Genomic DNA, 25,540 nt, shown 5'->3' with positions numbered 1-25,540 from the left:
GTCCAGGTTCTGCTTGGAATGGGGCTCGGCATGACCGTCGGCCAGTTCTGGCGTTCTGGGCCTCGCGACCGCGTTCGCGCTGCATCCGGGTGCGGGACTGCACATCGACGCGCATCATCTGGACACGGCCATCCTGGCGCAGTATTCGACGCGCACGCAGTCGCACGGGCTCGTCGAGTTCGCACTGCATCTGATTCCGGAGACGCTCGTCGGCGCCTTCGCGAAAGGCGAGGTTCTGCCGGTCCTGCTGCTTGCCCTTCTGTTCGGCTTCGCATTGAACGCCAGCGGAAGCGCCGGACGGCGAGTGCAGGAATTCATCGATAGCGTCGCATACGTGCTGGTCCGAATCCTCGCGACATTTCCTCACCATACCGGTCTGAAGACGCGTCAGTGGTCTGAAGTCATTCCCGCGCTCGCGAACATTGTCGCCGCCGCGAAAACGCTGCGCAGCCAACTTTGAAAGTTTCTCCGCCTGGCGCAGGACTCGGGAACGCTGATTGCGTGTCAATCACGATGGCCGTGGTTAACCCCCGGTCACCCGCAATCTCACCTAGGAGAATGTCATGACTTCGGACAAGAATTCGAATCGTCAGCCGGCGAACCCGGTGCAGCCTGGCCGCGACAGCGGACAGCAGCAACAGAACCAGACTCCTCCGACGCATCAGGGCGGCCAGCGCCAGCCCTGAGCGCGATGAGCGACGGCGTGTGCCAGCGTGGTCGCGCGAAAAAACCGGGGACCCAGCGAAATAGCGCCGCGAATGGCGGATCGTGACTACGAAAGGCGACGTGGAAAAACTACACATCTATCTGTTCGGCGCGCACGATGCGGTCCGGCACGAGCAGGCGCTGATCCGACTCGACAAGGCCGGTTTCATGGTCACGCTCGCGCGGGTCGCGGTCGAGGATCTGCCGACCTACGTGCAGGCAAGCGAACGCCCCGAGCTGCAGAGTCTGATCAGACGGATCGCGCCGCGCGACACGCTCGTCGTTCTCGAACTGGCCGCGCTCGGCTGCAACGCGCGCGATATCCTCGTCACGGTGATGCAGTGCCGCAAGGCCGGCGTGGCGCTGCGTTGCGTCGAAGTCGGCCATTCCGATCTGGCCGGGCGTCCCGAACCATCGGCGGTGAAGGCGCTGCGCGCGCTGGTGCGGCTCGATGCAGCGTGCCGCAGCCTGCGCAGCCGCGATAGTCTCGCGGCTGTTCGCGCGAGCGGCAGGCACACGGGCCGGCCGCCGTCGCTGTCCGAGCAGCAGCGTCAACGCGTGCTGCAGTCGCTCGGCAAAGGCCAGTCGGTCAGCGAGGTCGCGCGGCGCTTCGGCACTTCACGACAGACCGTGATGCGCATCCGCGCGGACACGCCCACCGCGTAGAAATTGCCAGCGGATTCTCGTCTCGTCCCGTTCTTACCGCATCGCCTGATCCAGGGTCCGTTCGGCGCATTATGCGCGAACGGCTACGTGAAAAGCGCCAACGTGCCGATACGCGCGCACATGCGTCTGCCCATAACCGTTCAGTTACGGACAACACCATGTGCTTTGCTTTGAAAGTTCGCGCGTCTAACCTCAACGTACGCATGACAACCTCAATCCCTGCGGGATTCGGACCCGAGGCGCGGCGCCATGCCGTGTGAAGCGATGAACGTGAAACGTCTGACTGTTTATGCCAGCCCGGGGTCCCTGCGAGTCGTCGCAGTCTGGAAAAGCCTGATCGAACATCGTGCGCAGGTGTGCGGGTGGTCCGCGCATGTGAACTGCGCGGGCGGGCGCGAGTCACTGAGCGTCGATCTGCTGGATTGCCCGGCGGATCGCCTCGCGAACATCACGGCCGCGTTGAGCGCGGGACCGATGACGGTGCTGACGAGCGACACCGAATCGACCATCCGTTCGTCCTGAAGGCGCGGCTCCGGTGAGAGTCGGTAGCGCGGCCGACGCTTTTCGTGGTGCTTGAGCTTTACCCTACGCCATCGCCCCGTTCGCCCTTCGCGGCATGGCTTTTGAGCGGCCCCCGTGGCACTGCTCCCCAAGCGGCCCTTGTGACCGCTTCTTTTTTGCGCCTCGCGAGATTCGCACCGCCGCCGCCATGCACGGTGTGTCATTTGCTTGCTGCGATCCGCGCGGCCTGTTTCCGCACCCGCCGTTTCAGGATCAGCAGCAGCCGTGGCCTGGTCTCGCGAGCCGCATGACGCCGCGTCCTGATCATGGTGAGTCGAGCTATCGCGGCAGCGGCCTGCTCGCGGGGCACAAGGCGCTGATCACCGGCGGCGATTCCGGCATCGGCCGCGCGGCGGCGATCGCTTTCGCGCGCGAAGGCGCGGACGTGTCGATCGTCTATCTGCCCGCCGAGGGGCGCTGGCAATGTCGCGCGCGAGCTATGTGACAGGGCAGGTGTACGGCGTGACGGGCGGCGAGGGCCAGCCGTGAAACGCGAAGAAGGGCGCGGCGACGCTGGCATCGCTGCGCCGCTGGCTCAATGAGTGCGAGCGGACGCGGCTGCAGCGCCATGCGTGCCCGCACCCGGCGGCGTCTGTTGACTCGCCGCGAGCCGCGCGCGGAAATAGCGCGCGGTACGCAGGAGCCCTTCGTCGAGCGACGTGCCCGGCTGCCAGCCGAGCAGCGCCGTCGCCAACGCGATGTCCGGCTGCCGATGCCACGGATCGTCGGCCGGCAGCGGCCGCGTTTCGAGCGGCGACGCGGAACCGGTCAGCGCGACGATGCGCTGCGCGATGTCGCGCATCGACACTTCGTGCGGATTGCCGAGATTGACCGGGCCGCCCGGATCGTCGGCGCTGTTCATCAGCAGGATGAAGGCGTCGATCATGTCGTCGACATAGCAGAACGAGCGCGTCTGCGTACCGCCGCCGTAGAGGGTCAGCGGTTCACCACGTAGCGCCTGCATCATGAAGTTCGACACCACGCGGCCATCGGCCGGATGCATGCGCGGGCCGTAGGTGTTGAAGATGCGCGCGATGCGGATCGACAGGCCATGCTGGCGGCGATAGTCCATGAACAGCGTTTCGGCGCAGCGCTTGCCTTCGTCGTAGCACGAACGTGGACCGATCGGATTCACGTGGCCCCAGTAGTCTTCTTTCTGTGGATGCACGAGCGCGTCGCCATACACTTCGCTAGTCGACGCCTGGAAAATCCGCGCGTTCACGCGCTTGGCGAGCCCGAGCATATTGATCGCGCCGTGCACGCTGGTCTTCGTGGTCTGCACCGGATCGTGCTGGTAGTGAATCGGCGAGGCGGGGCACGCGAGGTTATAGATCTCGTCGACTTCCACATACAGCGGAAACGTCACGTCGTGACGCATCAGTTCGAAGTTCGCGCAGTCGAGCAGAGGCGCGATGTTGTCCTTCGTGCCGGTGTAGAAGTTGTCGACGCACAGCACGTCGTGTCCCTGCGCGACGAGCCGCTCGCACAGATGCGAGCCGAGAAAGCCGGCGCCGCCGGTGACCAGAATGCGCTTGCGGGTCAGTTCTTTCATGGTGCGTGATCCTCTGGTTGGACCGGATGAGCGTTTAAAAACCGGTGCGAAATCACGCCGTGACGTGCAGCAGCGTGTCGTGCCAGTCCTGCGCGAAGCGCTCGATATGAAAGCGTTCCAACGCGGTGCGGCGTGCGCCCGCGCCGAGCCGCCGTGCTTCGCCGGGATCGCGCAGCAGCCCGAGCATCGCGTCGACGAGCGCGTCGACGTCGGTATGCACGAAGCCGTTTTCGCCGTTGCGGATCACGGTGGCGAGCTCGGTCGTCGCGAGACCGACGATCGGCATGCCGATCGTCATCGCCTCGACGATCGCGAGGCCGAGGCTGGTCCAGCGGATCGGATTGAAAAAGAAGCGGTAGCGCGCACTGAACGCGGCAAGATCGAGGTTGCCGATTTCGCCGATGCCGTTCAGCCGCCGCGCGTCCATGCCGACGAGATCGAGCGGCACGCGCGTGCGGGTTTCGCCGAAGACATCCGCACCGAGCCGCCGGCCGCGCTGCGCGAGATGATTGACGACCACGATGCCGCGCTCCAGCTCGCCGGTATAACGCGCGCCGTCGGGCACCACGACGCCATGCTCGATCACGCGGGTCGGCGTGACGCCGCTATCCCACATCAACCGGTTGAAGTGCGTGACGTGAACCAGCAGCGTTTCGGGATCATCGACCCAATGCCATTGCTCGAACGGGTTCTCCTGCGGCGGATCGTGCTCGACGTAGACGCGCGGCAGACGCTGCTGCGCGGCGCTCAGCACGTGCTCGCGGTCGTATTCCCAGTGCGTGCGATGCTGGTACAGCACCACGTCGAATTCGTGATTGGCGACGTCGTCGATCGCGATCTCGTGCACGTTGTCGCCCCACGGCAATACGCCGACCTTGCCGGCATAACCGGGCGGATGTCCGGGTTTCGTCACCAGATAGAAATCGTGCGGCGTCTGGCTCAGGTAATACATGTAGTTGCCGTGCACGTGCCAGGTCAGCACGCGCAGTCGGCGCCAATTACGCAACATGGTGCCGATCCTCGAAAGACAGCGAAACGGTTGCCTCATGCAAGGTGCCTGGCGCGCCTGGCTGCGCGCCGGCCGCGAGCGCAAGCTGCGCGCGGGCGGTCTCGACGACCTCGTCGACACGAACGTTCAGCGCGCACGGATGGCCGTACGGGCAGTCCCGGAACATGCAGGGCCGGCACGCCGGATAGTCAGCGAGCACGCGATGCCGCGCATGATCGAGCGGCGCCCAGCGCCGCGTGTCGCTGCCACATGCGATCACGACCGACGCGGTCGCCAGCGCCGCGGCGAGGTGCGAGATGCCGGTGTCGTTGCAGACCACGAGCCGCGCATGTGCTACCAGCGCCGCGAGCCCGCCGAGCGACGTCGCGCCCGCCAGATGCAGCGCGGGCGCGCTCATCGCGCCGAGCACCGCGCAGGTCAGCGGCGCTTCGGCGGCCGTGCCGGTGATCGCGATCTGCCAGCCGTCGGCGGCAAGGTGGTCGGCGACGGCCGCGAAGCGCTCGGCCGGCCAGCGGCGCGACGGCAATTGGGAGCCGGGGTGAAGCAGCACGAGCCGCTCGTCTTCGATACCGTGACATGCGCGCAGCGCGGTGTACTTGTCGAGGTCCAGCGCGGTGAGCGGGAACGTCAGACGCCGGTCGTGCGCCGCTGCGCCGAGCGCGCTCATCAGTGCCAGATAGCGCTCGGGTTCCGGCAGTGCGTCGGGCCACGCGATGAAGCAGCCGTCGCGCGGCGCCTCGTCCGGCTGCACGAAGCCGGCGTCGGCGCGTGCACCAAGTTCATGTAGCAGATCGTTGGCGATGCCGCCGCTGCCGTGCAGCTGGATCGCCAGATCGAAACGCCGGTTGCGCATCCGCGCGAAGAACGCGGGTAGGCCATCGTTCGATTCGGGCTGCTCGGGAAAACCCACGGCGCCAGGAAACACGATCAGTTCGTCGACGAGCGCCGCATAGCGCTCGACGAACGCGCGTGCCCACGGCAGTCCGATCAGCGCGATATGCGCCTGCGGCGCGGCCGCGCGCAGCGCGCGCAGCGCGGGCACCGCGCACAGCATGTCGCCGAGCTGCAGCGCGCGAAAGACAACGATACGGCGCGGCGCGAGCGCCGCCAGCAGCGAGGATACGGTCATGGAAAGAACACCTTGAAACGGATGGCGCCATAGAGCCGCCAGTAGATCGACAGGAACGGAATCGGGATCGATGTCCAGATCATTTCGGCGACGTGGCGCCAGCCGTGGTTGCGCCCGCGCAGGCGCCGCGCGCAGAAATAGCCGGTCAATCCGCACCATGCGAGCAGACCCGCACCCGCGAGCGTCGGAAGATCCGCGAGCGCGCCGCCGAGCGCGAGCAACGCGGCGGCGAGAATCGCGTAGTACAGCAGCGGCGGCCGCGAGCGGATACGCGTGCGAAACAGTTCGGGATGCTTGCGATAGAGCAGCGCATCGAACTGGCTCTTTTTCTGCTGTGCGATGCTCACGCCCCAGCGCGCGGGCCGCACTGGATGCACGACCACCGCGTCGCGCGCGCGCACGATCTGGCCGCCCGCGGTAAGCAGCGTGAACTGCAAGTCCGAATCCTCGCGCCACGCCGACGTGAAACGTTCGTCGAAGCCGCCGGTCGCGACGAGCGCCGCGCGCGTGACGAACACGTTCGCGGTCGCGAATTCGGCGCGCGCGAGGCCGCTCGCGTCCGCCTCGTAATCGGTCGGCAGCTCGGGCAGCCTGGGCAGCGGCACGACGATCCTGCCGGCGGCCGCCGAGGCGCCGTGCGCGAGCGCCGCGACGCCGGCCGTCAGCCAGTGCTGATCGGGCAGCGTGTCGTCGTCGGTGAAGGCGATCAGCGGCGCGCGCGCATACTGCCACCCCGCATTGCGCGCGCCGGCCGGACCTTGGGTGCGCGTGACCGGCAGGTAGTGCACTTCCAGGCCGCGTGGCGCCTGTTCGCGCGCGAATCGTTCGACGCAGGCGCGCGTGGCGTCGTCGGGACCGTCGTCGCAGACCACGATCTCGTAGCGGTGCGGCGCGAGCTGCTGCGCGCACAGCGCGGCGAGGCAGTTCGCGAGCATCGCGGGACGGCGGTAGGTGGGCACCACCACCGACACGTCGGGCCACGACGGTGTGCGCAGCGTGCGGCCGGCTTCTTCGGCATCCTCGCTGCTGCGGCGCGCGGCCACGCCGCCATGCAGTGGCGCCGGGCACATGACCGACGTGTTCATGCGCCGCCCCCCGCCTTGTCGACGAGGAACGGGCCGATCACGAGCGCGTCGAGCGGCGAAGTCCAGAACGACTCGACCGCGTCGCGCGGCGAATTCACCATCGGCTCGCCGCGCGTATTGAACGACGTATTGACGAGGATCGGCACGCCGGTGCGCTGCCTGAACGCGGCCAGCAGGTCGTAATACAGCGGATGCTGCGCGCGGTTGATGGTCTGCACGCGCGCGGTGCCATCGACGTGGCGCACGGCCGGAATGCGCGCGGCCTTGTCAGCGCGCACGTCGAACACGAACAGCATGAACGGCGCGGTTTGGCCGTTCACGAACCATTCGTTGGCTTCCTCTTCCATCACGACCGGCGCGACCGGGCGGAAGTCCTCGCGATCCTTGATCTCGTTGAGCTTCGCCTGCATCCGCGGATCGACCGGCGACGCGAGGATCGAGCGCGCACCGAGCGCGCGCGGGCCGAATTCGGTGCGGCCCTGATACCAGCCGATCACCTTGCCTTGCGCGAGCAGATCGGCGGTCTCGCCGGCGATATCGGCGAGACGCCGGTATGGAACTTTCGACCAGCGCAGAAACTGCTCGATTTCCGCTTCGCTGTATTCGGGCCCGAGATACGCGTGATCCATTCTCCAATGACGCTCGCGGTCGCCGCGCGCGGCACGCTCGCGGTAGTCGGTCCACAGTGCCGCGCCAAGCGCGGTGCCAGCGTCGCCGGCCGCCGGTTGCACCCACACTTCGCTGAACGGCCCGGCATCGCGCACCTTCGAGTTCATCACGCAGTTCAGCGCGACGCCGCCCGCCATGCAGAGCCGGCTCAAGCCGGTTTGCCGATGCAGCCAGTGCGCGAGTTCCAGCACGGTTTCCTCGAGCACGCGCTGCAGCGAATTGGCGATATCGAAGTGGCGTTGTTCGAGCGGCCCGCCGCGTTCGCGCGCGGGACCGAAGCGCCCGGTCAGACGCGGCGCCTCGACGGTATAGCTGCCGTCCTGCCGGTAGCGGACGATCTCGCGGAATACCTCGACATAGGCCGGCTTGCCGAACGACGCGAGCGCCATCACCTTGTACTCGTCCGATGAGTGCAGGAAGCCGAGCCAGTCGGTCACCGCTTCGTAGAGCAGCCCGAGCGAGTGCGGCAGCTCGACCTGCTTCAGGCGCTTGTACTCGCCGCCGACGAATTGCCCCATGCTGGTCGTCACGCCTTCGCCGCGACCGTCCATCGTCAGCACGGCGGTGTCGTCGAACGGCGCGGCGAGAAACGCGCTCGCCTCGTGCGCGAGATGGTGCTCGACGAAGTGCCATGCGAAGCCATGTTCGCGGTCCACGCCCTGAAAGCGCTTGCGCAGATGATGCGGCGCGCCGTCGAGCAACTGGCCCTTCGCGTTGGCGATATAGCTGAGAAACAATGGGTCCCACGGCGACGCGGACGGATTGTCCGGATGCGTGCCGGCCGGATCGAACGGCAGCTCGATCGTCGTGCCGGGCTTCTTCGGCATGCCGCCGAACAGCGTGGGGTCGTAAGAGTAAGCGACGTGATCGAGATCGGCGAGCGTGATGCCGGCTGCTTTCAGGCAATAGTCGATCGCATCGAACGGGAGTTGCCAGGTCGAGAACGGCACGGGGCGTTTCGCGTGCTTGACGTGCGTGAAGCGCTCGTCTTCGGCGGCGGCGAGCACCACGCCATCGCGCAGCAGCGCGGCCGCGCTGTCGTGATAGACCGCATTGATTCCGAGTGTGTACATAGCGTTCGCCATCAGAGTGGGTTCAGGGGACCGTGGGCTGATCCGTCAGAGACGGCGTGCTCGTGCTATCGGCGCGACCGGCGCGAACCGGTCGCGAGCCGGCGCGCTCGGATCCGCCACGACGCGGCGCATGCGCATGCGCGCGCCGCAATTCGAGTGCCGCCTGCACGACCTCGTCGGTCGGCACGCCGAGCAGGCAGGCGTGATGCCCGAGCGGACACACGCTGCGATAGCACCAGCGGCATTCGACGTCGCGATACAGCACGCGTTGCGGCGTTTGCCACGGCGTGTGCTGCGGGTTGGTCAGCGCGTAAAGATCGACGACCGGCGTGCCGAGCGCGGACGCGACGTGCACGGGGCCGCTGTTGTTGGAGACCAGCACGCTCGCGCGTTCGAGCAGCGCGGCAAGCTCGGCGAGGGTCAGCGCGCCGCTCAGGTCGTACAACTGCGCGCGCACGCCGGGCACGGCCGCGCGCATCACGGTCTCGACGAGCGCTCGCTCGCTCGCGCCGCCGGTCACGAGCACCGGGGCGCCGGTTTCGCACGCGAGCCGGGTTGCGACCTCGCCGAAGCGCTCAGGCGGATAGCGGCGCGACGCGGCGGTCGCGCCGGGATGCAGCACGATGCACTCGGTGTGGCGGGTAATGCCGAGCGTCCGCAACTTCCCGTCGAGCGACTGACGCGCGGCGGGCGGCACGCGAAAGCGCATGCCGGTGTCGCGCGTCTGCGCGCCGACGTGATGCACCAGATCGAGCTGGCGTTGCACCTCGTGCCGCGTGCGCTGCTGCGGCTCCGGTTCGCGCAGCCAGTCGGTCAACAGCGCGTACGGATTTTCGCGGCAATGCGCGAGGCGGCGCGGAATCCCGGCGAGATAGCACAGCATCGCGGCCGGCAACGAGCTCTGGCTATAGACGGTGAAAATCACCGCCGCATCGAAGCCGCCGCGCCGCAGCCGCGCCTGCATGCGCTGATCGTCGAGCAGATCGCGCGTCGCGTTCGACGCCCGCGCGACCCACGGCGCGTCGTATTCGATCACGTCGTCGACGTCGTCGAGAAACGGCGCGAGCGCAACGCCGCTGCCCGACGCGAGCAGCGTCAGATGGCGACCTTCGGCGGACTCGCGCAGCGCGTGCAGTGCGGGCGTCGTCATCAGCACGTCGCCGAGATTGTCCAGGCGCACGCACAGGATCCTTTTGACGTCGTCGCCCCAGCACACTGGCTGCGACGTGTCGGGCACGCGCGCGTGAGCCAGCCTCGGCGGCGCAAGCGGCAGCGGCGCGTTCACCGTAGCGCCTCCTTGCGGCGCGCCACGGCGGCCGATGCCAGGCCGTGCAACACGACGAACTGCGCGGCCTCGTGCAGACCGGCGGCGCGCTCGCTCGGCGTGCGCTGCGGGCCGGTTCGCCAGTGGGTCTCGTGGCCGTTGTCGAGCAGGATCGTGCGACAGCCGGCGCGATTGCCCGCTTCGACGTCGTCGAGAATGTCGCCGATGAACCAGCTGTTGCCGAGATCGAGCTCATGCTCTTCGGCCGCGCGCAGCAACATGCCGGGCGCGGGCTTGCGGCAGTCGCAGACGATCGCGTAACGCGCGACGCTGCCCTCGGGATGATGCGGGCACCAGTACACGCCGGCGAGCGTGGCGCCGCACTCGGCGAACATCTGCCGCAACCGCCGTTCGACGTCGAACAGCGCTCGGTCTTCGAACTTGCCAAGCGCGATGCCGGATTGATTGCTGATGACGAACAGCGGGTACGGATAGGCGGCGAGCAGCGCGAGCGCCTCGCGCGCGCCCGGCGCGAAACGCATGAACGCGGGATCGGCGTTGTAGGGCACGTCTTCGAGCAGCGTGCCGTCCTTGTCGATGAACACAGCGGGTAGCGTCATGATGGTTCGTGTTATGCGCGAGCTTCAGTCAAAAGTCGGAACAGGCGCGCCGCAGCCGCTGGACCGGCCGCGGCGCGTTCCCGATACGCACGCTGCGCGCGTTCGCGCGGCGTGCGCCGTCGTCAACGGAACGATGCGCCGGCGGCTGCTCGCAGCGGTGCCTGCGCCGGCTCCGACGTGGCGTCGAGCGATGTTTGGGCCGGTGCGAGCCTTGCCGCGCGCGCATAGAGTTGCGCGAGCGCTTCACTGACGCCGCGCCAGGTGAAGCCGGTCCGCGCACGGTCGAGGCCCGCTTCGCCCATCCGGCGCGCGAGCGCGGGGTCGAGCCGCAAACGGTCGAGACGCGCGGCGAGCGCGTGCGGATCGCGTGGCGGCACGAGAAAGCCGGTCACGCCATCGACGACCGAATAGCGGATGCCGCCGACATCGGCGCCGATCACCGGCGTAGCGCAGGCCATCGCCTCGATCGGCGTGATGCCGAACGGCTCGTACCAGGGCGTCGTCACGAACACGTCGGCGGCGCTGTAGAAGTAGCGCAGCCGCGCGCGGCCCCGTCGGCCGACGAAGCTGGTCTGATCCGCAACCCCGCATTCGCATGCGATCTCGCGCAGGCGCGCGATCTCCGGCGTCGCGATTTCGTTGGGCGCGTCCGAATTGCCGCCGACCACGTACAGCCGCGCCGTCGCGCCGAACGTGTGTTTCAGCACGCCGACGCCGCGCACCACGTTGTCGATGCCTTTGCGCTGCACGAGCCGGCCTAGCTGCAGCACGATGAAGTCGTGCTGGCGCCAGCCGAGCGCGTCGCGCGCGACCGCGCGCTCGATGGGCCTGAATTCGTCGGCATCGAAACCGCACGGCACGATTTCGATGCGCGCCCGATCGGCGCGATAGTGTTCGAGCAGATCGGCTTCGTCCTGCGGACATTCGGCGACGACGACGTCCGAGCGTGCGACCAGTTCGTCTTCGATCGCGAAGCGCTCGTCGGGGAAGCCGTCATCCGCTCCCTGATGGATACGCCGTACGCGGCCTAACGCGTGGAAGGTCGTGACCAGCGGGATGCCGAGGGCCGCCTTCACTTGCAGCGCGGCGAGGCCCGACATGAAGAAGTTCGCGTGCATCACGTCGTAGCGTTGCGGTTCGCGGCGAAAGAACGCGATCAGAAACGCGGCGAACTCGCCCATGAAGGGCAGCAGCTGTTCCTTCGGCAATTGCCGAGGCGGCCCCGCGGGCACGTGAATCACACGCGCGCCGTCCATCTCGACGCGCTCAGGCAGCAGTGCCCGATCGCGGCGCGTGAACACGTCGACCTGATGGCCCATTTCCACTAGCTGGCGCGCGACGTTTGCGACGTAGATGTTCTGCCCGCCGCTGTCGACGCCACCGGCGACAGCAAGTGGCGACGCGTGTTCACTAATCAGAGCGATCTTCATTGGCATTCCTTTGCGACACGCGGTTATTGATTGAGGTTCGTATCCGGCGCTCAGCATGTGCTGTGCCATTCGCATGCTGCGGCGTGGAGCAACGACGCAAAGGTTGGGCGAGACGCACCAAGCGCTGTGGCGTACCCTTTTTCGCCAAGCGAGAAGCGCTGTGGCGTTCCCTGTTTCTACACACGGTCATGTAACTTCGAACCACTCGCGCCGCATCGCGACTAGCATGAGTGAAGGACTGCACCCAATCAATGAGCAAGCTGTTCGCGCAAAAGGGCTGTATCCAAGGACTTTTTTGCTCGCTGCCGGGCGCGATGCTTGCTCGCTGCCACACCTGTGTCACGTTTTTTCCGGCGCGCTACGACCCAGGATCTCATGCCGAATTCCGCCCAGGTGCCTCGCTCCGAACTGGCTCGTCGAATCTTTGGCGATCTCGCGCAAGCGGTATGGCGTTATCGCGGACAGACCATCGCGGCGCTCGCGCTGATGATCGCCGCGCGGCTAGCGACCGTGCTGGTGCCGCTCACGCTGAAGCACATCGTCGACGAACTCGGCCATCCGCTCGCGCATGTGGTGTTTCCGGTGTTCCTCGTGCTCGCCTATGCGCTGCTGCGCTTTTTCGGCGATGCGCTGAACGAGGCGCGCGACGTCGTGTTCAGCATCGTCGTGCAGCGCACGGTCGCGGCGCTGACCGAGCGGACCTTCGCGCATCTGCATCGGCTCAGCGCGCGCTTTCACACGCGGCGCGAGACCGGCGCGATCGTGCGCGACGTGCAGAAGGGCGCGGACGGCATCGGTTTTCTGCTCGGCACCGCGCTGTTTACGATCGTGCCGACGCTGTTCGAGATCGCGGTGATCGTCGCGATCATGGTGCACAGCTATGCGCGCGAATTCATGCTCGCGATCGTCGTGACCTTCGTGCTGTACGCGGGGTATACGTTCGTGTTCACGCGGCGGCGCGTCGCGTTCCAGCGCGCGGTCAATCTGCTCGAAGCGCAGTCGGACGGCCGGCTCGTCGATAGTCTGCTGAACTACGACACGGTCAAGTACTTCGCGACCGAAGACAGCGAAACGCAACGGCTCGGCGACGTGCTGGAGAAGTGGGTGCACGCGCGGATCGCCAACCAGAACGCGTTGACCGCATTGCACGTGGGACAGAGCGCGGTGATCGCGCTCGGGGTGGCGGCGGTCATGCTGCTCGCCGCCCAGCACGTGGTGGACGGCAGCATGAGCGTCGGCGATCTGATTCTGGTGAACGCCTACCTGATCCAGATCTGCATGCCGTTGAACACGCTCGGCTTCGTGTTTCGCGAGACCAACGACGCCCTCGTCAACGTCGAGCGGATGTTCGTGATTCTGGCGGCGCGCGGCCGCGTCGGCGAGGATATCGACGCGCGCGACGCGCAGCCGCTGAAGGTCGGCGCGGGCCTGATCGAGTTCGAACATGTCGATTTCGGCTACGACACGGCGCGCCAGGTGCTGCGCGACGTCGAGTTTCACGCGTACCCGGGCAAGACGCTCGCGGTGGTCGGCGGCAGCGGCTCGGGCAAGTCGACGCTCGTGAAGCTGCTGTTCCGGCTGTACCGGCCTGAGCGCGGCACGATCCGCATCGACGGGCAAGACATCAGCATGGTCACGCAGCGCAGTCTGCGCGAGGCGATCGGCATCGTGCCGCAGGACACCGTGCTGTTCAATGAAACGATCGCCTACAACATTGCCTATGGACGTCCGTCGGCGACCCGCGCCGACGTCGTGCGCGCGGCGCGTGCCGCGCAGCTCGACCAGTTCATCGAGCGCTTGCCCGACCATTACGACACGCGCGTCGGCGAGCGCGGCGTGCGGCTGTCGGGCGGCGAGCGACAGCGCATCGCGATTGCGCGCGCGATTCTGAAGGACCCGCGCATCATCGTGTTCGACGAGGCGACGTCCGCGCTCGACACCCGCTCCGAGCGCGCGATCCAGACCGAACTGACGCGCCTCGCGCGGGGCCGCACGTCGATCGTGATCGCGCACCGGCTTTCGACGGTCGTCGACGCGGACTGGATTCTGGTGATGGAGCACGGCCAGGTGGTCGAGCAGGGCACGCATCGCGAGTTGCTCGCGCGCGAGGGCGTGTACGCGAAGATGTGGTCGCTGCAATGGCAGCAGGGCGAACTCGAACACGCGCAGCGGCGGCTGACCGCGCGATCGGTCAGCGTCAGCGCATTGACGGCGGGTGTCATCGATGCGCTGCACGACGAGATCGCCGAACGACGCGTGGTCGTCTACGCGGAACCGTCCGACAGCGAGCTGCGCGTGACCGGCGATCCGAGCGTGCTGCAGCCGCTGATCGCCGAACTGTGCCGCAACGAGATCGCGCAGGCGAGCCCGGGGCAGCGCATCGCGTTGCGCGCGCAGCGTCACGCCAATCACGTGTGGGTCAACGTGCTCGGCATGGGCGACAAGCCCGCCGAATTGTCGCAGGCGACGGCGCGGCAGATGGAAAGCGCGCTGGCGGCTGCCGGCGGCAGCTTTACGCTGACGCCACTGGATGGCCGGCTCGCCTATGTGGCGATGCTGCCGCTGCGGCCGGTCGCGGATGCGCAACAGGCGCTGGCGTCGTCGTCCGCCGCGCCGAATGCCGGCGACGCGGCTCCGCTCGACGGCCTTTTCGTCATCGCGATCGACGATCAGGAAGAAGCGCGCGACGCGCTCGAAGCGGTGCTGGGCACGAGCGGCGCGCGCGCGCGGCTATTCGCAGCGGGCGCCGAAGCGCTGGACTGGCTGCGCGCGACGGACACGGCGCAGTGGCCGCACGTGCTGCTCTGCGATCTGATGCTGGCCGACGAAGATGGCTACGACGTGCTGCGCCGGTTGCGCGAACTGGAAGGCCAGCGACCGTCACGAACGGGCAGGCCACTGCCCGCGATCGCGTTGACCGGCTACGCGGACGCACTCGACCAACCGCGCGCGCGCACCGCGGGCTTCGACGCGCATTTGCACAAGCCCGTGCCGCCCGCGGAACTGATCGCGGCAATCCGGCGGCTCGCGCATGCGCCGTCGCGCGCGGACACGGCGTTGCCGCGATAACGAAACGCGCGATTCCTGTGTCAGGTCGGCGCGTCGAACTTGCCCACCGTCGTCGTTGCGGACGCGTCGAAATTGCGCTCGGCCGCGCGCACGCGCTCGCGCATCGACAGGATCGACCGTGGGACCACCCGGCGTGCTCGCGCGGTCCACGCGAGCCCGGCCAGTAATTCGATGCCGTCGCGTATCAGCGTGCGTTCCCGCGCGAATACACCGAGTGCGCGCAGCGTCGCGCTCAACGCTTCGCTCCACGGCAAACGCAGCCATGCCACCCACGCGGCGTTACGCGCGAGCAGGCGCCGCCGCAACGCGCTGTCGCGCACCGGCGACGGATGATGATGGAGCGTCAACTGCTCGCAATAGACGATCGCATGTCCCGACGCGAGCACGTCGAGCGAAACGAGTGCTTCCTCACCGCCGATGAAAAGACGCGGCTCATAGCCGCCGACCTCACGAAACAGCGCGGCGCGAAACACACACGCGCCCGCCATATAGCCGATCAAGGCGGGTCCGGGCAGACCGACGCGGCCGAGCGGGCTTGCGCGCATCAACGCACAGGTCGGGTCCGTCGTGTTGTCCGCGCCGACGGCGACACGCGCATTCAGCACGCCCACGCGCGGCCATGCATCGAGCAACTGGACCGCGCGTTCGAGCGAACCGGGGCCCCACCAGGTGTCATCGTCGCAGAACGCGACATAGTCGGTCTCGACGCACGCGAGCGCGTGGTTGCGGCCCGCAGCGCCGAGATTGCCGTTGCATCGGACGACGCGAACGTTCGGGTAGCGCGTCTGGACCAGTGCAACGGTGTTGTCGGTCGAGCCGTTGTCGGCGACGATGATCGGCGGCTTTTCGGGCAACGCGAGCAGACGTCCCAGCGTGGTGAGCAACCCGCTCGCACGGTTATACGTGAGGACGACGATCGAAATGCGAGGGTGGGCGGCTTCTGTTCGCATTGTGTGCAATCGCTTCAACGGTTGGACTGCGACGGCGCGACACGGCCGAGCTGCCAATAGCGTTCGGACGAAAAGAGACTTGCCTGTCCGTCGGGACCGAATGCGCGCAGTTGACTGCGATAGGTATCGAGTGCCGCGCGCTTCATGCGCTCCTGCTGTGGCGTGGCTGGCACGTCCAACGCATGCGGCGTGTCGGCGGCATACCCGCGTTTCGCGAGCTCGTACAGGCGCGCTTGCACGACGCCGGGCATGCGCCGGTAGGGCACGTCTTCATAGGCGATGAACGGCGTGGCTAAATGGCGCTGCATCAGTGCGAGACAGGCACTGGCGACGAGAACGTGATCCGAATGGAACAGGCCCAACGGCATCAGCACGAGCGTGGGCTTGGTGTCGGCAACGGTCTCGTTCAACGCGGTGATCAACGCGTCCACATCAGGCGACGCGCGGTATTGGGCGTCGCGAAACAACAAATGCACGGGCACCGCCGACAACAGTCCAAGCGCCTCGCGGTCTTCGGCCTGACGCGCGCGCATCGCTTCGAACGCGTCGGCGAAGCCGGACGCGCAGTCCCAATCGGTCGTCATGTTCTCGGCGGGCGGCGCGGTGAAGACCGTGCAAACGACTGTGCAGGGACGCGCGGCGATCAGAAGTCCACAGCTGAGGACCGCATCGTCGAGATGCGGTGAGATGACGAGCAGGCGCTGGTTCGATTCCATACCCGCGTTTAGCAAGCTGCGTTCCGCCGCCACGGCGCGCGAAGGGTCCGGCTCTGGCATGGCACTTGCTCGCTCGCTTTGCGGTTCAACTACCGCTTACCACGCGACCCATGAGCCCCCCTGTAAAACCGCCCGATCACGTCCACACGGTCGAGGTCCGCAAAGGTCAGGTAACCGAATCGATGTCCCGCGACGCGTTTCGCGAACGCTTCATGGCCCGCTTCTACGACCCGGCGTTTCGCGCGGAAGACGCATCGCTCGCGCGGCTCGAAGCCATTGCATGGGATGCCTATTCACAAGGCCGCAAAGCGCCGGTCACTGAAAAGGCCGGCCCGGGATTCGCCGACCCCGACTACGATCTGTCGGTCGAATGGCGCGCGGCGAGCGAGCGGGTCAAGGCGGCGCAGGCGCGGCAGCGCGATCCGGCGACGCGCTCGCGCGTGCTCGTGATCAACGCGTCGTCGCGCAACGACTACACGTGCCCCGGCGAAATGTCGAAGAGCTTCCGGCTGGCGAAGATCGCGCAGCAAGCGCTCGAACGCCGGTCCTGCGACGTCGATTACCTCGACCTGTCGCGGCTGAACTCCGATCGCGATCTGCATATTCACCCGTGCAAAGGTTGTGTGTCGACCGCGATGCCCCTGTGCCACTGGCCGTGCAGCTGCTATCCGAACCATTCGCTCGGGCTCGTCAACGACTGGATGAACGACATCTATGAGCGCTTTGCCGCCTGTCACGGTGTGCTGATCGTGACGCCGGTCTATTGGTATCAGGTGTCCGCGCCGCTGAAGCTGATGATGGATCGACTCGTCTGCGCCGACGGCGGCAATCCCGATCCCACCTCGACGCACGGCAAGAAACCGGACGAGGCGAAGCGTCTCGAACTCGCTGGCTGGGACTATCCGAAACATCTGGCGGGCAGAGCCTACGGCCTCGTCGTGCATGGCGACGTCGCCGGTATCGAGGACTCGCGCCGGGCGCTCGCCGACTGGCTCGACTGGATGGGCTTCGTCGAATCGGGCGCGAAGTCGCGGCTCGATCGGTTTATCGGCTATTACGAGCCTTATGCGACCAGCCATGAAGCGCTCGATCGCGACGAGGACGTGCAGCAGGAAGTGGCCAACGCGGCCGAAGCCGTCGCGACCTGCGTCGAGCAGATCCGTGGCGGGCGCAATGAACCGGATCACGGCCTCGGCACCCCGCGCGCCAAATGATCCGCAACTGATTGAACAAGGGCGAAGAAACATGACGAGCGACGAAGTGGCGAGCCCGCGCACGCAGCGGCGCCGCCTCGGAGGATGGCTGCCGGGCGACGAAGCGCATCTCGCGCGCTACCGGACCGCGCTGGCCGCGAAAGCGCGCGAACGTGCGCGCATGGCGCGGCGCACGCGCGCGGTGGAAGAACTCGCGGCGCTGATCGAAGGCGATCCGGTGCTGCGCATGGATATGACGCGGGCCATCGCGCAGGCACGCGAGGCCGGCTACGTGCTCGGCTATGCATCGATCGACGAACTGATGACGATCGTCGATTACCTGATGACCTACGCGCCGCCGTTCAGCGAATCCAATCTGATTCATTGTCCGCTGAACGCCGTGCTCGACTGGCTGATGTGCATGCCATCCGGCTATGCGCTGTTTCGCGATGCGGCGCTCAACGCGCAGTTCAAGCACGTGCTGAACTGCTGGTGCGCGTTCCTGAGCGGCCCGCATTCACGCGAGCATTTGAATACGTCGTCGCCCGACGGTTGGTTCAGCGCCGAAGCCGACAAACAGATCGGCCTTGCGCAATTCGTCTGCGATCCTGAGCAACCGTATTGGGGCTTTACGTCGTGGAACGATTTCTTCACGCGGCGCTTCCGTCCCGGCGTGCGGCCCGTCGACGAGCCGGAAAACGACAGGCTGCTCGTCAGCGCGTGCGAGGCGACGCCGTACAACGTGCAGCACGGCGTGAAGCTGCGCGACAGGTTCTGGATCAAGTCGCAGCCGTATTCGCTCGAAGACATGCTGAGCTCGCGCGAGCGTGAACTGGCGCGCCGCTTCGAGGGCGGCTCGGTGTATCAGGCGTTTCTGAGCGCGTTCAACTATCACCGCTGGCATGCGCCAGTGAGCGGCGTGATCTCGCACGCGTACGGCGTGGACGGCAGCTACTATTCGAACGCGGATAGCCAGGGCGAAGACCCGAGCGGGCTCAACGATTCGCAGGGCTACATCACGGCGCTCGCGGCGCGCGCGGTGATCGTGATCGAGTGCGACGATCCGGCGGTGCGGCAGGTGGCGTGCGTGTTCGTCGGCATGGCGGACGTGTCGTCGTGCATCATCGAGGCGCTGCCCGGGCAGCGCGTCAGAAAGGGCGATGAGCTGGGGTTTTTCCAGTATGGCGGGTCGACCTATTGCCTCGTGTTCGAGCCGGGCGTGATAGACCGCTTCGTCGTGGAACCACCGTTCGACGACAAGTCGCCGCCGATCCACGTGAACGCGGCCGTGGCGAGGGTCGCGTCACGCAACGCGCCCCCGTCGCAAGATAACGGATAGACGCGTTGCACTCCGCCGGGCCGCGGATTCAACTGCGCAGCCGCGCGAAAACACTCAGCAGGTCTTCGAGAACCACCGGCTTTTTCAGGTGCGCGTCGAAGCCCGCGTCTTCGGCCGCGCTGATGTCCGATGGCTCGCCAAAGCCGCTGACCGCGATGCAGATCGCGGACTTCATCGCCGGCATGCCGCGCAGTTTGCCGATGAACTCCATACCGTCCATGCCCGGCATACCGATGTCGGACAGGACGATATCGGGGGCGTTGCCGTTGATGATCGTCAGCGCTTCTTCGCCGCTCGTCGCGGTGCGCACTTCGGCGCCTTCGCTTTCCAGCAGCAGCTTGAAGGTCTCGACGGTCGCGGCGTCGTCGTCGACCATCAGGACCTGCATGCCTTTCAGCGACTCGGCGGTGACGTCCAGACCCGCGCTGGTGCGCGCGGTGAGCCGGTGGGTGGGCAGCGTCACCGTGAACGTCGCGCCGCGGCCGACGCCGTCCGACTCCGCGCGCACCGCGCCGCCGTGCAGGCTGACCAGATCGCGCACGAGCGCGAGGCCGATGCCGAGACCCCCGCGGCGCGCGGCGGGATCGCGGCTCTGCTGGAACATCTCGAAGATATGCGGCAGCAGCGACGGTTCGATGCCGGTGCCGGTATCGGCGACGCGCAACACGGCTTCGGCGTGATCGTTGAGCTGCAACGACACGTGGATCGAACCGCGCTGCGTGAACTTCAACGCATTGCTGATCAGATTCCAGACGATCTGCTCGATGCGCGTGAGGTCCGCGTGAACGATCACGGGCGCATCGGTCATCTCGACGCTGAGCGCGATGCCGCGCTGCGCGGCATCGTCCTGCACCGCGCTGCATACGCGCTGCACGATCTCGCGCATGTCGACCACGGTGCGCACGACCGACAGCTTGCCGGTGCGCACGCGCGAAATGTCGAGCAGATCGTCGATGATTTGCGCCTGGCCGATCACGGTGCGGCGGATCGTATCGGTCGCGCGCGACACGTTCAGGTTCTGCCGCGTTTCCGGCGCGCGCGCGATCAGCTCGGCGCTCGCCGAGATCAGGTTCAGCGGATGCTTGAGCTCGTGCGACACGACCGCGAGAAATTCGTCGCGGCGCCGCTGCGCGTCGCGCTGGCTTGCCGCGCGCAGCGACTCGACATGGGTGCCGCGTCCCGAGGTCGGTTCGTTCACATATTCGCCGAGATCGCGCGTGATCTTCGCAAAGCCGTTGATGCCCGGTTCGTCGAGACGGGACAGCACGCCGCTCGCGAAAAAGCGCGTGCCGTCCTTGCGCAGATGCCAGCACTCCTCTTCGGCACGGCCGTTCAGACGCGCTTCCGCGAACTCGCGTTGCGCGACGTTGGCGGCGCGATCCTCGTCGGTGTTCAGGATGTCGGCGAACTGGCCGATCATTTCGGCTTCGGAATAGCCGAAAATCCGTTCCGCGCCGGCGTTCCAGCTATTGATCACGCCGGTCTCGTCGAACGTGATGATCGCGTAGTCCTTGGTGCCCTCGGCGACGATGCGCATGCGCCGCTCGCCTTCGCGCAGCCGGTCTTCCGCCTGACGGCGATCGGTGATGTCGATGAACGACAGCACCGCGCCGTCGATGCGGTCTTCGGTCGTGCGGTAGGGCACGAAGCGCGCGAGATACCAGCGCCCGTCGCTGCTCTTCAGCTCGCGCTCGATCAGGCGCAGCGACTCGAACGCTTCGGCCGCGTCGTCGGCGAGGTTGTCGTATTCGAGCCGATGCGTGATGTCGAGCAACGAGCGCCCGATATCCGACGCAATGATGCTGAAGACGTCGGTTGCGCGCGGCGTATAGCGCTTGATGCAGATATTGCGGTCGACGAAGATCGTGCCGATGTCGTTCGCGGCGATCAGGTTGTGCAGATCGTCGTTGATCTTGCCGGTTTCCTCGACCTTCGACTTCAGCTCCGCGTTGACGGTGGTCAGCTCCTCGTTGATCGATTGCAGCTCTTCCTTGCTGGTCTCGAGTTCCTCTGTCGCCGAACGCAGTTCCTCGTTGATCGCCTGCAATTCCTCGTTCGATGCCTTCAATTCTTCCGTCGACGTTTCCGACTGCTCGATGGTCGACTGCAACTGCTCCTTGGTGCGTTGCAATTCGCGCTCGAGCTGGCCGATGATCGGGTCTTTCTGTGCATCGACCGACACCATTTCGGCGTTGCCCATGCTGTCCTCGACCTCGTCGAACAGCACCAGCACGAAGTCCGCGTTGGCTTCCGGATCGTGTACCGGCCGCGCGGTCATGTTGACGAAGTACGAACGGCCGTCGCGCTCGATGCGCACGCGGCGCGCTTCGACGCTGCGGTTCGTCTGCAAGGCCTGAAAGATCGCGGTACGCAGTTCGAGCCGCAGTTCCGGACGCACGACGGCCACGATGTTATGCGACGGTTCGCCGCCGGAATACTGCAGGAAACGCCCGGCGCGATCGGACAGATGAACGATTTCGGATTCGCGGCTCACCAGCACGCTGGGCGGCGCATATTGTTCGACGAGCCGCTGATGCAAGTCGCCGAACGAAAAGCGCCGGCGCCCCGGCGGCTGCACCGTGGTCACGACGGGGCGCGAGCCCGTGGTGCCGGAAATCGCGATCGGCACCGGCGTGTCGCCGCGCACCGCCACGTTGGCGCGATAGATGCGGTTGCGCTTGTCGACCACGGTGAACATCGAGCTCACGCTATCGGCCGACTCCGAACTGCCGAGGAACAGCACGCCGCCAGGCCGAAGCGCGAAGTGGAACATCTTCAGGATTTCGATCTGCGCTTCGCGGTCGAGGTAGATCAGCAGGTTGCGGCAGCAGATCAGGTCGAGCCGCGAGAACGGCGGGTCGCTCAGCACATTATGGTGCGCGAACAGCATGTGTTCGCGCAGCTCCTTCTTGATGCGGAAATGCGTGGCATCTTTGGTGAAGAACTGGCGGATGCGCGCCGGCGTCAGGTCGGCGGAGATCGAGTCGGGGTACAGACCGGCGCGCGCGAACGAAATGGCGCGCTCGTCGATGTCGGTCGCGAATACCTGGAACGACACGTCGTCGGACGACTTCAGCGAGCGTTCCTGCAGCAGCATCGCCAGCGAATACGCTTCCTCGCCGGTCGCGCAGCCCACCGACCAGGCGCGGATACGGTCCTGTTCGCCGCAGGTTTCGAAGAGGGGCGGCAACACCTCGCGCTCGAGCACGTCGAACGCTTCCTTGTCACGGAAGAAATTGGTGACGCTGATCAGCATGTCCTGCAGCAGCGCCTGGGTTTCCTCGGGGTGCAGATGCAAATAGTCGCGATACGCCTGCAGCTCGGTAATGCCGTTGACCTGCAGCCGGCGTTCGATGCGGCGCAGCACCGTGGCGCGTTTGTAGTGCCGGAAGTCGTGCGCGGTGCGCGTGCGCAAAATCACCATGATTTCGCGCAACGCGCGCTCGGCCGACTCGTTGACCGTGACTTCCTCGGGCTCGTCCGGCTGCGCGGGCGGCAAATGGATTTCCCGCGCGGTGGACCACAGATCGAGCAGCCGTTGCGGCATCTCGGCCGCGCTCATCACGAAGTCGGCCATGCCGGTCGCCATCGCGCTGCGCGGCATGCTGTCGTATTCGGCCTCGTTCGGGTCCTGCACGAGCGTGATGCCACCCATTTCCTTGATCCGCGACAGCCCGACCGAGCCGTCGGAGCCCGCGCCCGACATCACGATGCCGATCGCGCGTTGGCGGTGCGCCTCCGCGAGCGTGCGGAAGAACAGATCGATGCCCGCGCGGCGTCCTTGCTCGGGCTGCTTCTGCGTGACGCGCAGATAGCCGTCGACCATGATCATCTCGAACGAGGGCGCGACCAGATAGACGTGGTCCGATTCGATCTGCGTCGGGCTCGTGACCTGCAGCACGGGCATGCTGGTGACTTTTTGCAGCAGCGAGGGCAGATTGCTTTCGTGATCCGGAGACAGATGAACGACCACCACGAAGGCCATCGACGTATGCGCGGGCAGCGCCTCGAAGAATTCCGTCAGCGCGTTAAGCCCCCCCGCCGATGCGCCGATACCGACGATCGGATAGAGTGCCTGGCTAGGCAGAGTCTGCCCTCGCTTTTTTGACATGGCTGCATGTCCCTTCTTGAAAAGAATAGTGTCCTGCGGTGGATTTTTATAGGGGAAACGAGTCCATTTCTTGCTAGCCCGCATCCCTATTATCCCGCATTGCACTCATTTTTCCATCAGCATGGACTGCAGCAGTTCGGCCGCGCGGCCCGCGCGCAGCGCGTTGTCCTGCTCGCGCTGTTGCGCGGCGGTATCTCCTGTCTTTGCGAAATGGTCGCTGCGCTCGCGACTGAACATTTCGCGCTCGCGCAGCGCGCGCAGCGCCTGGCGAAGCGAGTCCTCGGCTCCGACCGACAGGCCGTCGTCGAGCGACGCTGCCGAATACGCGTGACCGATATGGCAACGATAACGGATCACGCGCGATCCAGTGATGCGCCATAGCGTGCCGTTGCATTCGGGGCAGGTGAAAGTCGACGGCGTCGCGAGCTCCTTGATTGGATCGAACGGAGGGACGCCGTTCAGCCACGCGCTATGTTCGAGGACGATGCGATCAGTCGCCTCGCGCCGCACACGGTCGTTTTGCCCCGGCGCGCTAGCGTTGGCGCTGGTCAGTTTCACCAAACACCGCCCCATTTGATCGAGCGGCAGCACGTGATCGGCAAACGGCGACGCATGTCGCGGCATCTCACTCGCGAACGCGTCGACCGGGTCCTGCACGAGCGTCGCGCCGCCGCACGCCTGGATCGCTTCGAGGCCCGCGGCGCCGTCGTCGAGCAGGCCGGTCAGGATCACGCCAATCGCGCGTGGCCCGATCTGCGCGGCCGCGCTGCGAAAGAGGGGGTCGATCGCCGGGCGTGCGAAATTTTCTTTCGCGCCGTGCACAAGCCGCAACTGCCCGTCGTCGACCACGAGATGCCGGTCCGGCGGCGCCACGTATATTCTGCCGGGCGCGTAACGTTCGCCGTCCTGGGCGTGCTTGGCGGGTAGCGGGCCGGCCTGGTTCAGAAGCGTGGGCAACATGCTGCCGTGCGCGCCGATGTGCAGCACGACGGCGATGCTGGCGGGTATATCGGCGGGAAGCTGCGAGGCGAGCGAACGCAGTGCATCGACCCCTCCCGAGGACGTGCCGATTACGATGAAGTCGCGCTGGGTCAAAGTGGTCTCCGGGGACGTGGGGAGAAACTTTGGTATCAATCAAAGAACCGAGCAAGTGACATGCCGACCCGTCGGCATGGCCACGGACGTCACCGCGCAAGCGGAGCCCCGGCTAGCGATCCGACAGTCGCGGGCTGGCTGCCCGTCGCCGGCGGCTGGCCGCTGATGTCGCGCGCGAGCAGCGTGTCGTAGATCGTCAGATAGTCGTCGGTCATGCGCGCGGCCGTGAAGCGGCGCTCGAACTCGCGGCGGCATGCGCCGCGCTCGATATCCACGACGCGCCCAACCGCCTGTATCGCCTCATCCACGTTATCGACGATCAGGCCGCTTACGCCGTCCTCGAGCAATTCGGGCACCGCGCCGCGGCGAAACGCGATCACCGGCGTGCCGCACGCCATCGCCTCGATCATCACCATGCCGAACGGCTCGTCCCATTCGATCGGCAGCAGCAACGCGCGTGCGTTCGCGATCAATTGCCGGCGTGCGAGGCCGCCGACTTCGCCAAGGTATTCGGTGAACGCGGTCGAGCGGCGCAACAGCGGATCGATGCGCTCGCGGAAATAGTCGCGCTCGCCGGGATGCACCTTCGCGGCGATCTTCAACGGCAAGCCGCTGCGCCGGGCGATTTCGATCGCGAGATCGGGACGTTTCTCCGGCATCATGCGGCCGAGAAAGAGCAGGTAGGAACCGGCCATCGGTTGAAACGCGAACTCGTCGAGCGGCAGGCCGTGATGGACCGTGCCCTGCCAGTTCGCCCACGGCACCGGCCGGCGCTGACTCGCGGAAATCGACACCACCGGCACGCGCGCGAATTCGCGAAACAGCGGGCCATGATCGTGCGGCAGCAGACGGCCGTGCAGCGTCGTCAGCGTGTGGCACGGCAGGCGCTCGGCCCACGCGAAATGCAGCGGCTCGCCGTGAAAATGAACGACGTCGAAATAGTCCGCGTCGCGAATCACCCGCGCGAGCTGCCTGAGGTGATGCGTTTGCGTGTCCCATACCTGCGCATCGCGCCACAGACCGCGCGGACAGATCGGCACCAGCCGCGCGGCGGTGGTCGAATCGGCGCTCGCATAGAGCGTTACGTCATGGCCTCGCGCAACCAGTTCTTCGGTCAGATACGACACGACGCGTTCGGTCGCGCCGTATGCGAACGGCGGCACGCTTTCGTAAAGCGGAGCGATCTGGGCGATTCTCATCGGTCGTTGAAAGAGGAAAGGGGGTTGCGCGCAACGCGCCGCGCCGGACCACCAGCAGCAAGCGACGTACCGGCGAGCGACCGGTGGCGCGGTATGGGGTTTGCT

19 protein-coding genes and 2 pseudogenes are annotated in these 25,540 nt (G+C 66.4%); 8 read left to right on the top strand and 13 right to left on the bottom strand.

All coding sequences use genetic code 11. The features are described from left to right. Positions 1 to 52: 52 nt before the first annotated feature. From OKW43_RS33960 to OKW43_RS33940, 5 genes and pseudogenes are all read left to right on the top strand, one after another. Positions 53 to 355: pseudogene (locus OKW43_RS33960) on the top strand (cation:dicarboxylate symporter family transporter); the annotation flags it as partial. Between the two features lie 208 nt (positions 356 to 563). Next, positions 564 to 686 (top strand): hypothetical protein, encoded by a 123-nt coding sequence (locus tag OKW43_RS33955; protein WP_281393962.1) that lies wholly within the window; start codon positions 564 to 566, stop codon positions 684 to 686. Between the two features lie 100 nt (positions 687 to 786). Continuing rightward, the gene (locus OKW43_RS33950; RefSeq protein WP_187634611.1) at positions 787 to 1,371 is read left to right on the top strand and encodes a helix-turn-helix domain-containing protein; all 585 of its coding nucleotides are present in this window, start codon (positions 787 to 789) and stop codon (positions 1,369 to 1,371) included. 264 nt (positions 1,372 to 1,635) lie between these two features. Further along, on the top strand, positions 1,636 to 1,893 hold the full coding sequence (locus OKW43_RS33945) for a hypothetical protein (protein WP_429452719.1): 258 nt from the start codon (positions 1,636 to 1,638) through the stop codon (positions 1,891 to 1,893). A 94-nt stretch (positions 1,894 to 1,987) separates the two neighbouring features. Further along, positions 1,988 to 2,344: pseudogene (locus OKW43_RS33940) on the top strand (hypothetical protein); the annotation flags it as partial. Positions 2,345 to 2,467: 123 nt separating this feature from the next. Here the strand turns inward: OKW43_RS33940 and OKW43_RS33935 are convergent. From OKW43_RS33935 to OKW43_RS33900, 8 genes are all read right to left on the bottom strand, one after another. Then, positions 2,468 to 3,484 (bottom strand): UDP-glucuronic acid decarboxylase family protein, encoded by a 1,017-nt coding sequence (locus OKW43_RS33935; RefSeq protein ID WP_187634609.1) that lies wholly within the window; start codon positions 3,482 to 3,484, stop codon positions 2,468 to 2,470. Between the two features lie 52 nt (positions 3,485 to 3,536). Then, entirely contained in the window at positions 3,537 to 4,493 is a 957-nt protein-coding gene (locus OKW43_RS33930; RefSeq protein WP_429452717.1) for a glycosyltransferase family 4 protein, read from the bottom strand. Further along, entirely contained in the window at positions 4,483 to 5,622 is a 1,140-nt protein-coding gene (locus OKW43_RS33925) for a glycosyltransferase family 9 protein (RefSeq protein WP_429452715.1), read from the bottom strand. Before OKW43_RS33925 ends, OKW43_RS33930 begins: the two co-directional genes overlap by 11 nt. After that, a complete protein-coding gene (locus OKW43_RS33920; protein ID WP_429452713.1) occupies positions 5,619 to 6,707 on the bottom strand; it encodes a glycosyltransferase family 2 protein in 1,089 nt (362 codons plus the stop codon). The genes OKW43_RS33925 and OKW43_RS33920 overlap by 4 nt, the downstream gene beginning before the upstream one ends. After that, positions 6,704 to 8,449 carry a carbamoyltransferase family protein gene (locus tag OKW43_RS33915; RefSeq protein ID WP_187634605.1) on the bottom strand — a complete coding sequence of 582 codons (1,746 nt, stop codon included), beginning with the start codon at positions 8,447 to 8,449 and terminating at the stop codon, positions 6,704 to 6,706. The genes OKW43_RS33920 and OKW43_RS33915 overlap by 4 nt, the downstream gene beginning before the upstream one ends. Positions 8,450 to 8,471: 22 nt before the next feature. After that, entirely contained in the window at positions 8,472 to 9,734 is a 1,263-nt protein-coding gene (waaF, locus tag OKW43_RS33910) for a lipopolysaccharide heptosyltransferase II (protein ID WP_429452711.1), read from the bottom strand. Next, a complete protein-coding gene (locus OKW43_RS33905; RefSeq protein ID WP_429452709.1) occupies positions 9,731 to 10,333 on the bottom strand; it encodes a D-glycero-alpha-D-manno-heptose-1,7-bisphosphate 7-phosphatase in 603 nt (200 codons plus the stop codon). The genes waaF and OKW43_RS33905 overlap by 4 nt, the downstream gene beginning before the upstream one ends. Before the next feature lie 122 nt (positions 10,334 to 10,455). Next, entirely contained in the window at positions 10,456 to 11,763 is a 1,308-nt protein-coding gene (locus tag OKW43_RS33900; RefSeq protein ID WP_429452707.1) for a glycosyltransferase family 4 protein, read from the bottom strand. A gap of 375 nt (positions 11,764 to 12,138) precedes the next feature. Between OKW43_RS33900 and OKW43_RS33895 the strand changes: the two genes are divergently transcribed. Next, positions 12,139 to 14,832, top strand: a complete 2,694-nt coding sequence (locus tag OKW43_RS33895; protein ID WP_429452705.1) for an ATP-binding cassette domain-containing protein — start codon at positions 12,139 to 12,141, stop codon at positions 14,830 to 14,832. Positions 14,833 to 14,852: 20 nt separating this feature from the next. Here OKW43_RS33895 and OKW43_RS33890 read toward each other — a convergent pair whose 3' ends face one another. Together OKW43_RS33890 and OKW43_RS33885 are read right to left on the bottom strand one after the other, a co-directional pair. Further along, on the bottom strand, positions 14,853 to 15,782 hold the full coding sequence (locus OKW43_RS33890; protein WP_429452703.1) for a glycosyltransferase family 2 protein: 930 nt from the start codon (positions 15,780 to 15,782) through the stop codon (positions 14,853 to 14,855). A gap of 14 nt (positions 15,783 to 15,796) precedes the next feature. Next, positions 15,797 to 16,558, bottom strand: a complete 762-nt coding sequence (locus OKW43_RS33885; protein ID WP_429452701.1) for a PIG-L deacetylase family protein — start codon at positions 16,556 to 16,558, stop codon at positions 15,797 to 15,799. A 122-nt stretch (positions 16,559 to 16,680) separates the two neighbouring features. On the opposite strand from OKW43_RS33885, the gene OKW43_RS33880 reads away from it, so the two are divergent. Further along, positions 16,681 to 17,712 (top strand): flavodoxin family protein, encoded by a 1,032-nt coding sequence (locus tag OKW43_RS33880; protein WP_429454715.1) that lies wholly within the window; start codon positions 16,681 to 16,683, stop codon positions 17,710 to 17,712. Between the two features lie 31 nt (positions 17,713 to 17,743). After that, on the top strand, positions 17,744 to 19,030 hold the full coding sequence (locus OKW43_RS33875) for a phosphatidylserine decarboxylase family protein (RefSeq protein WP_429452699.1): 1,287 nt from the start codon (positions 17,744 to 17,746) through the stop codon (positions 19,028 to 19,030). Between the two features lie 28 nt (positions 19,031 to 19,058). On the opposite strand, the gene OKW43_RS33870 is transcribed toward OKW43_RS33875, so the two are convergent. The 3 genes from OKW43_RS33870 to OKW43_RS33860 form a co-directional block, all read right to left on the bottom strand. Continuing rightward, entirely contained in the window at positions 19,059 to 23,141 is a 4,083-nt protein-coding gene (locus OKW43_RS33870) for a CheR family methyltransferase (RefSeq protein ID WP_429452697.1), read from the bottom strand. A gap of 105 nt (positions 23,142 to 23,246) precedes the next feature. Continuing rightward, positions 23,247 to 24,236 carry a chemotaxis protein CheB gene (locus OKW43_RS33865; RefSeq protein ID WP_187634597.1) on the bottom strand — a complete coding sequence of 330 codons (990 nt, stop codon included), beginning with the start codon at positions 24,234 to 24,236 and terminating at the stop codon, positions 23,247 to 23,249. 89 nt (positions 24,237 to 24,325) lie between these two features. Next, positions 24,326 to 25,435 carry a glycosyltransferase family 4 protein gene (locus OKW43_RS33860; protein WP_429452695.1) on the bottom strand — a complete coding sequence of 370 codons (1,110 nt, stop codon included), beginning with the start codon at positions 25,433 to 25,435 and terminating at the stop codon, positions 24,326 to 24,328. Positions 25,436 to 25,540 lie beyond the last annotated feature (105 nt).

The sequence above is a fragment of the Paraburkholderia sp. WC7.3g genome (assembly GCF_050436345.1).
Taxonomy (GTDB): Bacteria; Pseudomonadota; Gammaproteobacteria; order Burkholderiales; family Burkholderiaceae; genus Paraburkholderia; species Paraburkholderia podalyriae.
Note: the sequence above shows the minus strand (reverse complement) of the source record. Positions and strands in the feature narration are given on the sequence as shown.

Bases quoted from the DNA above. Each gene is read 5' to 3' on its own strand.
- OKW43_RS33945 (WP_429452719.1), top strand. From the start codon at position 1,636: ATGAACGTGAAACGTCTGACTGTTTATGCCAGCCCGGGGTCCCTGCGA.
- OKW43_RS33925 (WP_429452715.1), bottom strand. From the start codon at position 5,622: ATGACCGTATCCTCGCTGCTGGCGGCGCTCGCGCCGCGCCGTATCGTT.
- OKW43_RS33955 (WP_281393962.1), top strand. From the start codon at position 564: ATGACTTCGGACAAGAATTCGAATCGTCAGCCGGCGAACCCGGTGCAG.
- OKW43_RS33900 (WP_429452707.1), bottom strand. From the start codon at position 11,763: ATGAAGATCGCTCTGATTAGTGAACACGCGTCGCCACTTGCTGTCGCC.
- OKW43_RS33935 (WP_187634609.1), bottom strand. From the start codon at position 3,484: ATGAAAGAACTGACCCGCAAGCGCATTCTGGTCACCGGCGGCGCCGGC.
- OKW43_RS33870 (WP_429452697.1), bottom strand. From the start codon at position 23,141: ATGTCAAAAAAGCGAGGGCAGACTCTGCCTAGCCAGGCACTCTATCCG.
- OKW43_RS33880 (WP_429454715.1), top strand. From the start codon at position 16,681: ATGTCCCGCGACGCGTTTCGCGAACGCTTCATGGCCCGCTTCTACGAC.
- OKW43_RS33930 (WP_429452717.1), bottom strand. From the start codon at position 4,493: ATGTTGCGTAATTGGCGCCGACTGCGCGTGCTGACCTGGCACGTGCAC.
- OKW43_RS33890 (WP_429452703.1), bottom strand. From the start codon at position 15,782: ATGCGAACAGAAGCCGCCCACCCTCGCATTTCGATCGTCGTCCTCACG.
- OKW43_RS33905 (WP_429452709.1), bottom strand. From the start codon at position 10,333: ATGACGCTACCCGCTGTGTTCATCGACAAGGACGGCACGCTGCTCGAA.
- OKW43_RS33860 (WP_429452695.1), bottom strand. From the start codon at position 25,435: ATGAGAATCGCCCAGATCGCTCCGCTTTACGAAAGCGTGCCGCCGTTC.
- OKW43_RS33875 (WP_429452699.1), top strand. From the start codon at position 17,744: ATGACGAGCGACGAAGTGGCGAGCCCGCGCACGCAGCGGCGCCGCCTC.
- OKW43_RS33915 (WP_187634605.1), bottom strand. From the start codon at position 8,449: ATGTACACACTCGGAATCAATGCGGTCTATCACGACAGCGCGGCCGCG.
- OKW43_RS33885 (WP_429452701.1), bottom strand. From the start codon at position 16,558: ATGCCAGAGCCGGACCCTTCGCGCGCCGTGGCGGCGGAACGCAGCTTG.
- OKW43_RS33920 (WP_429452713.1), bottom strand. From the start codon at position 6,707: ATGAACACGTCGGTCATGTGCCCGGCGCCACTGCATGGCGGCGTGGCC.
- OKW43_RS33895 (WP_429452705.1), top strand. From the start codon at position 12,139: ATGCCGAATTCCGCCCAGGTGCCTCGCTCCGAACTGGCTCGTCGAATC.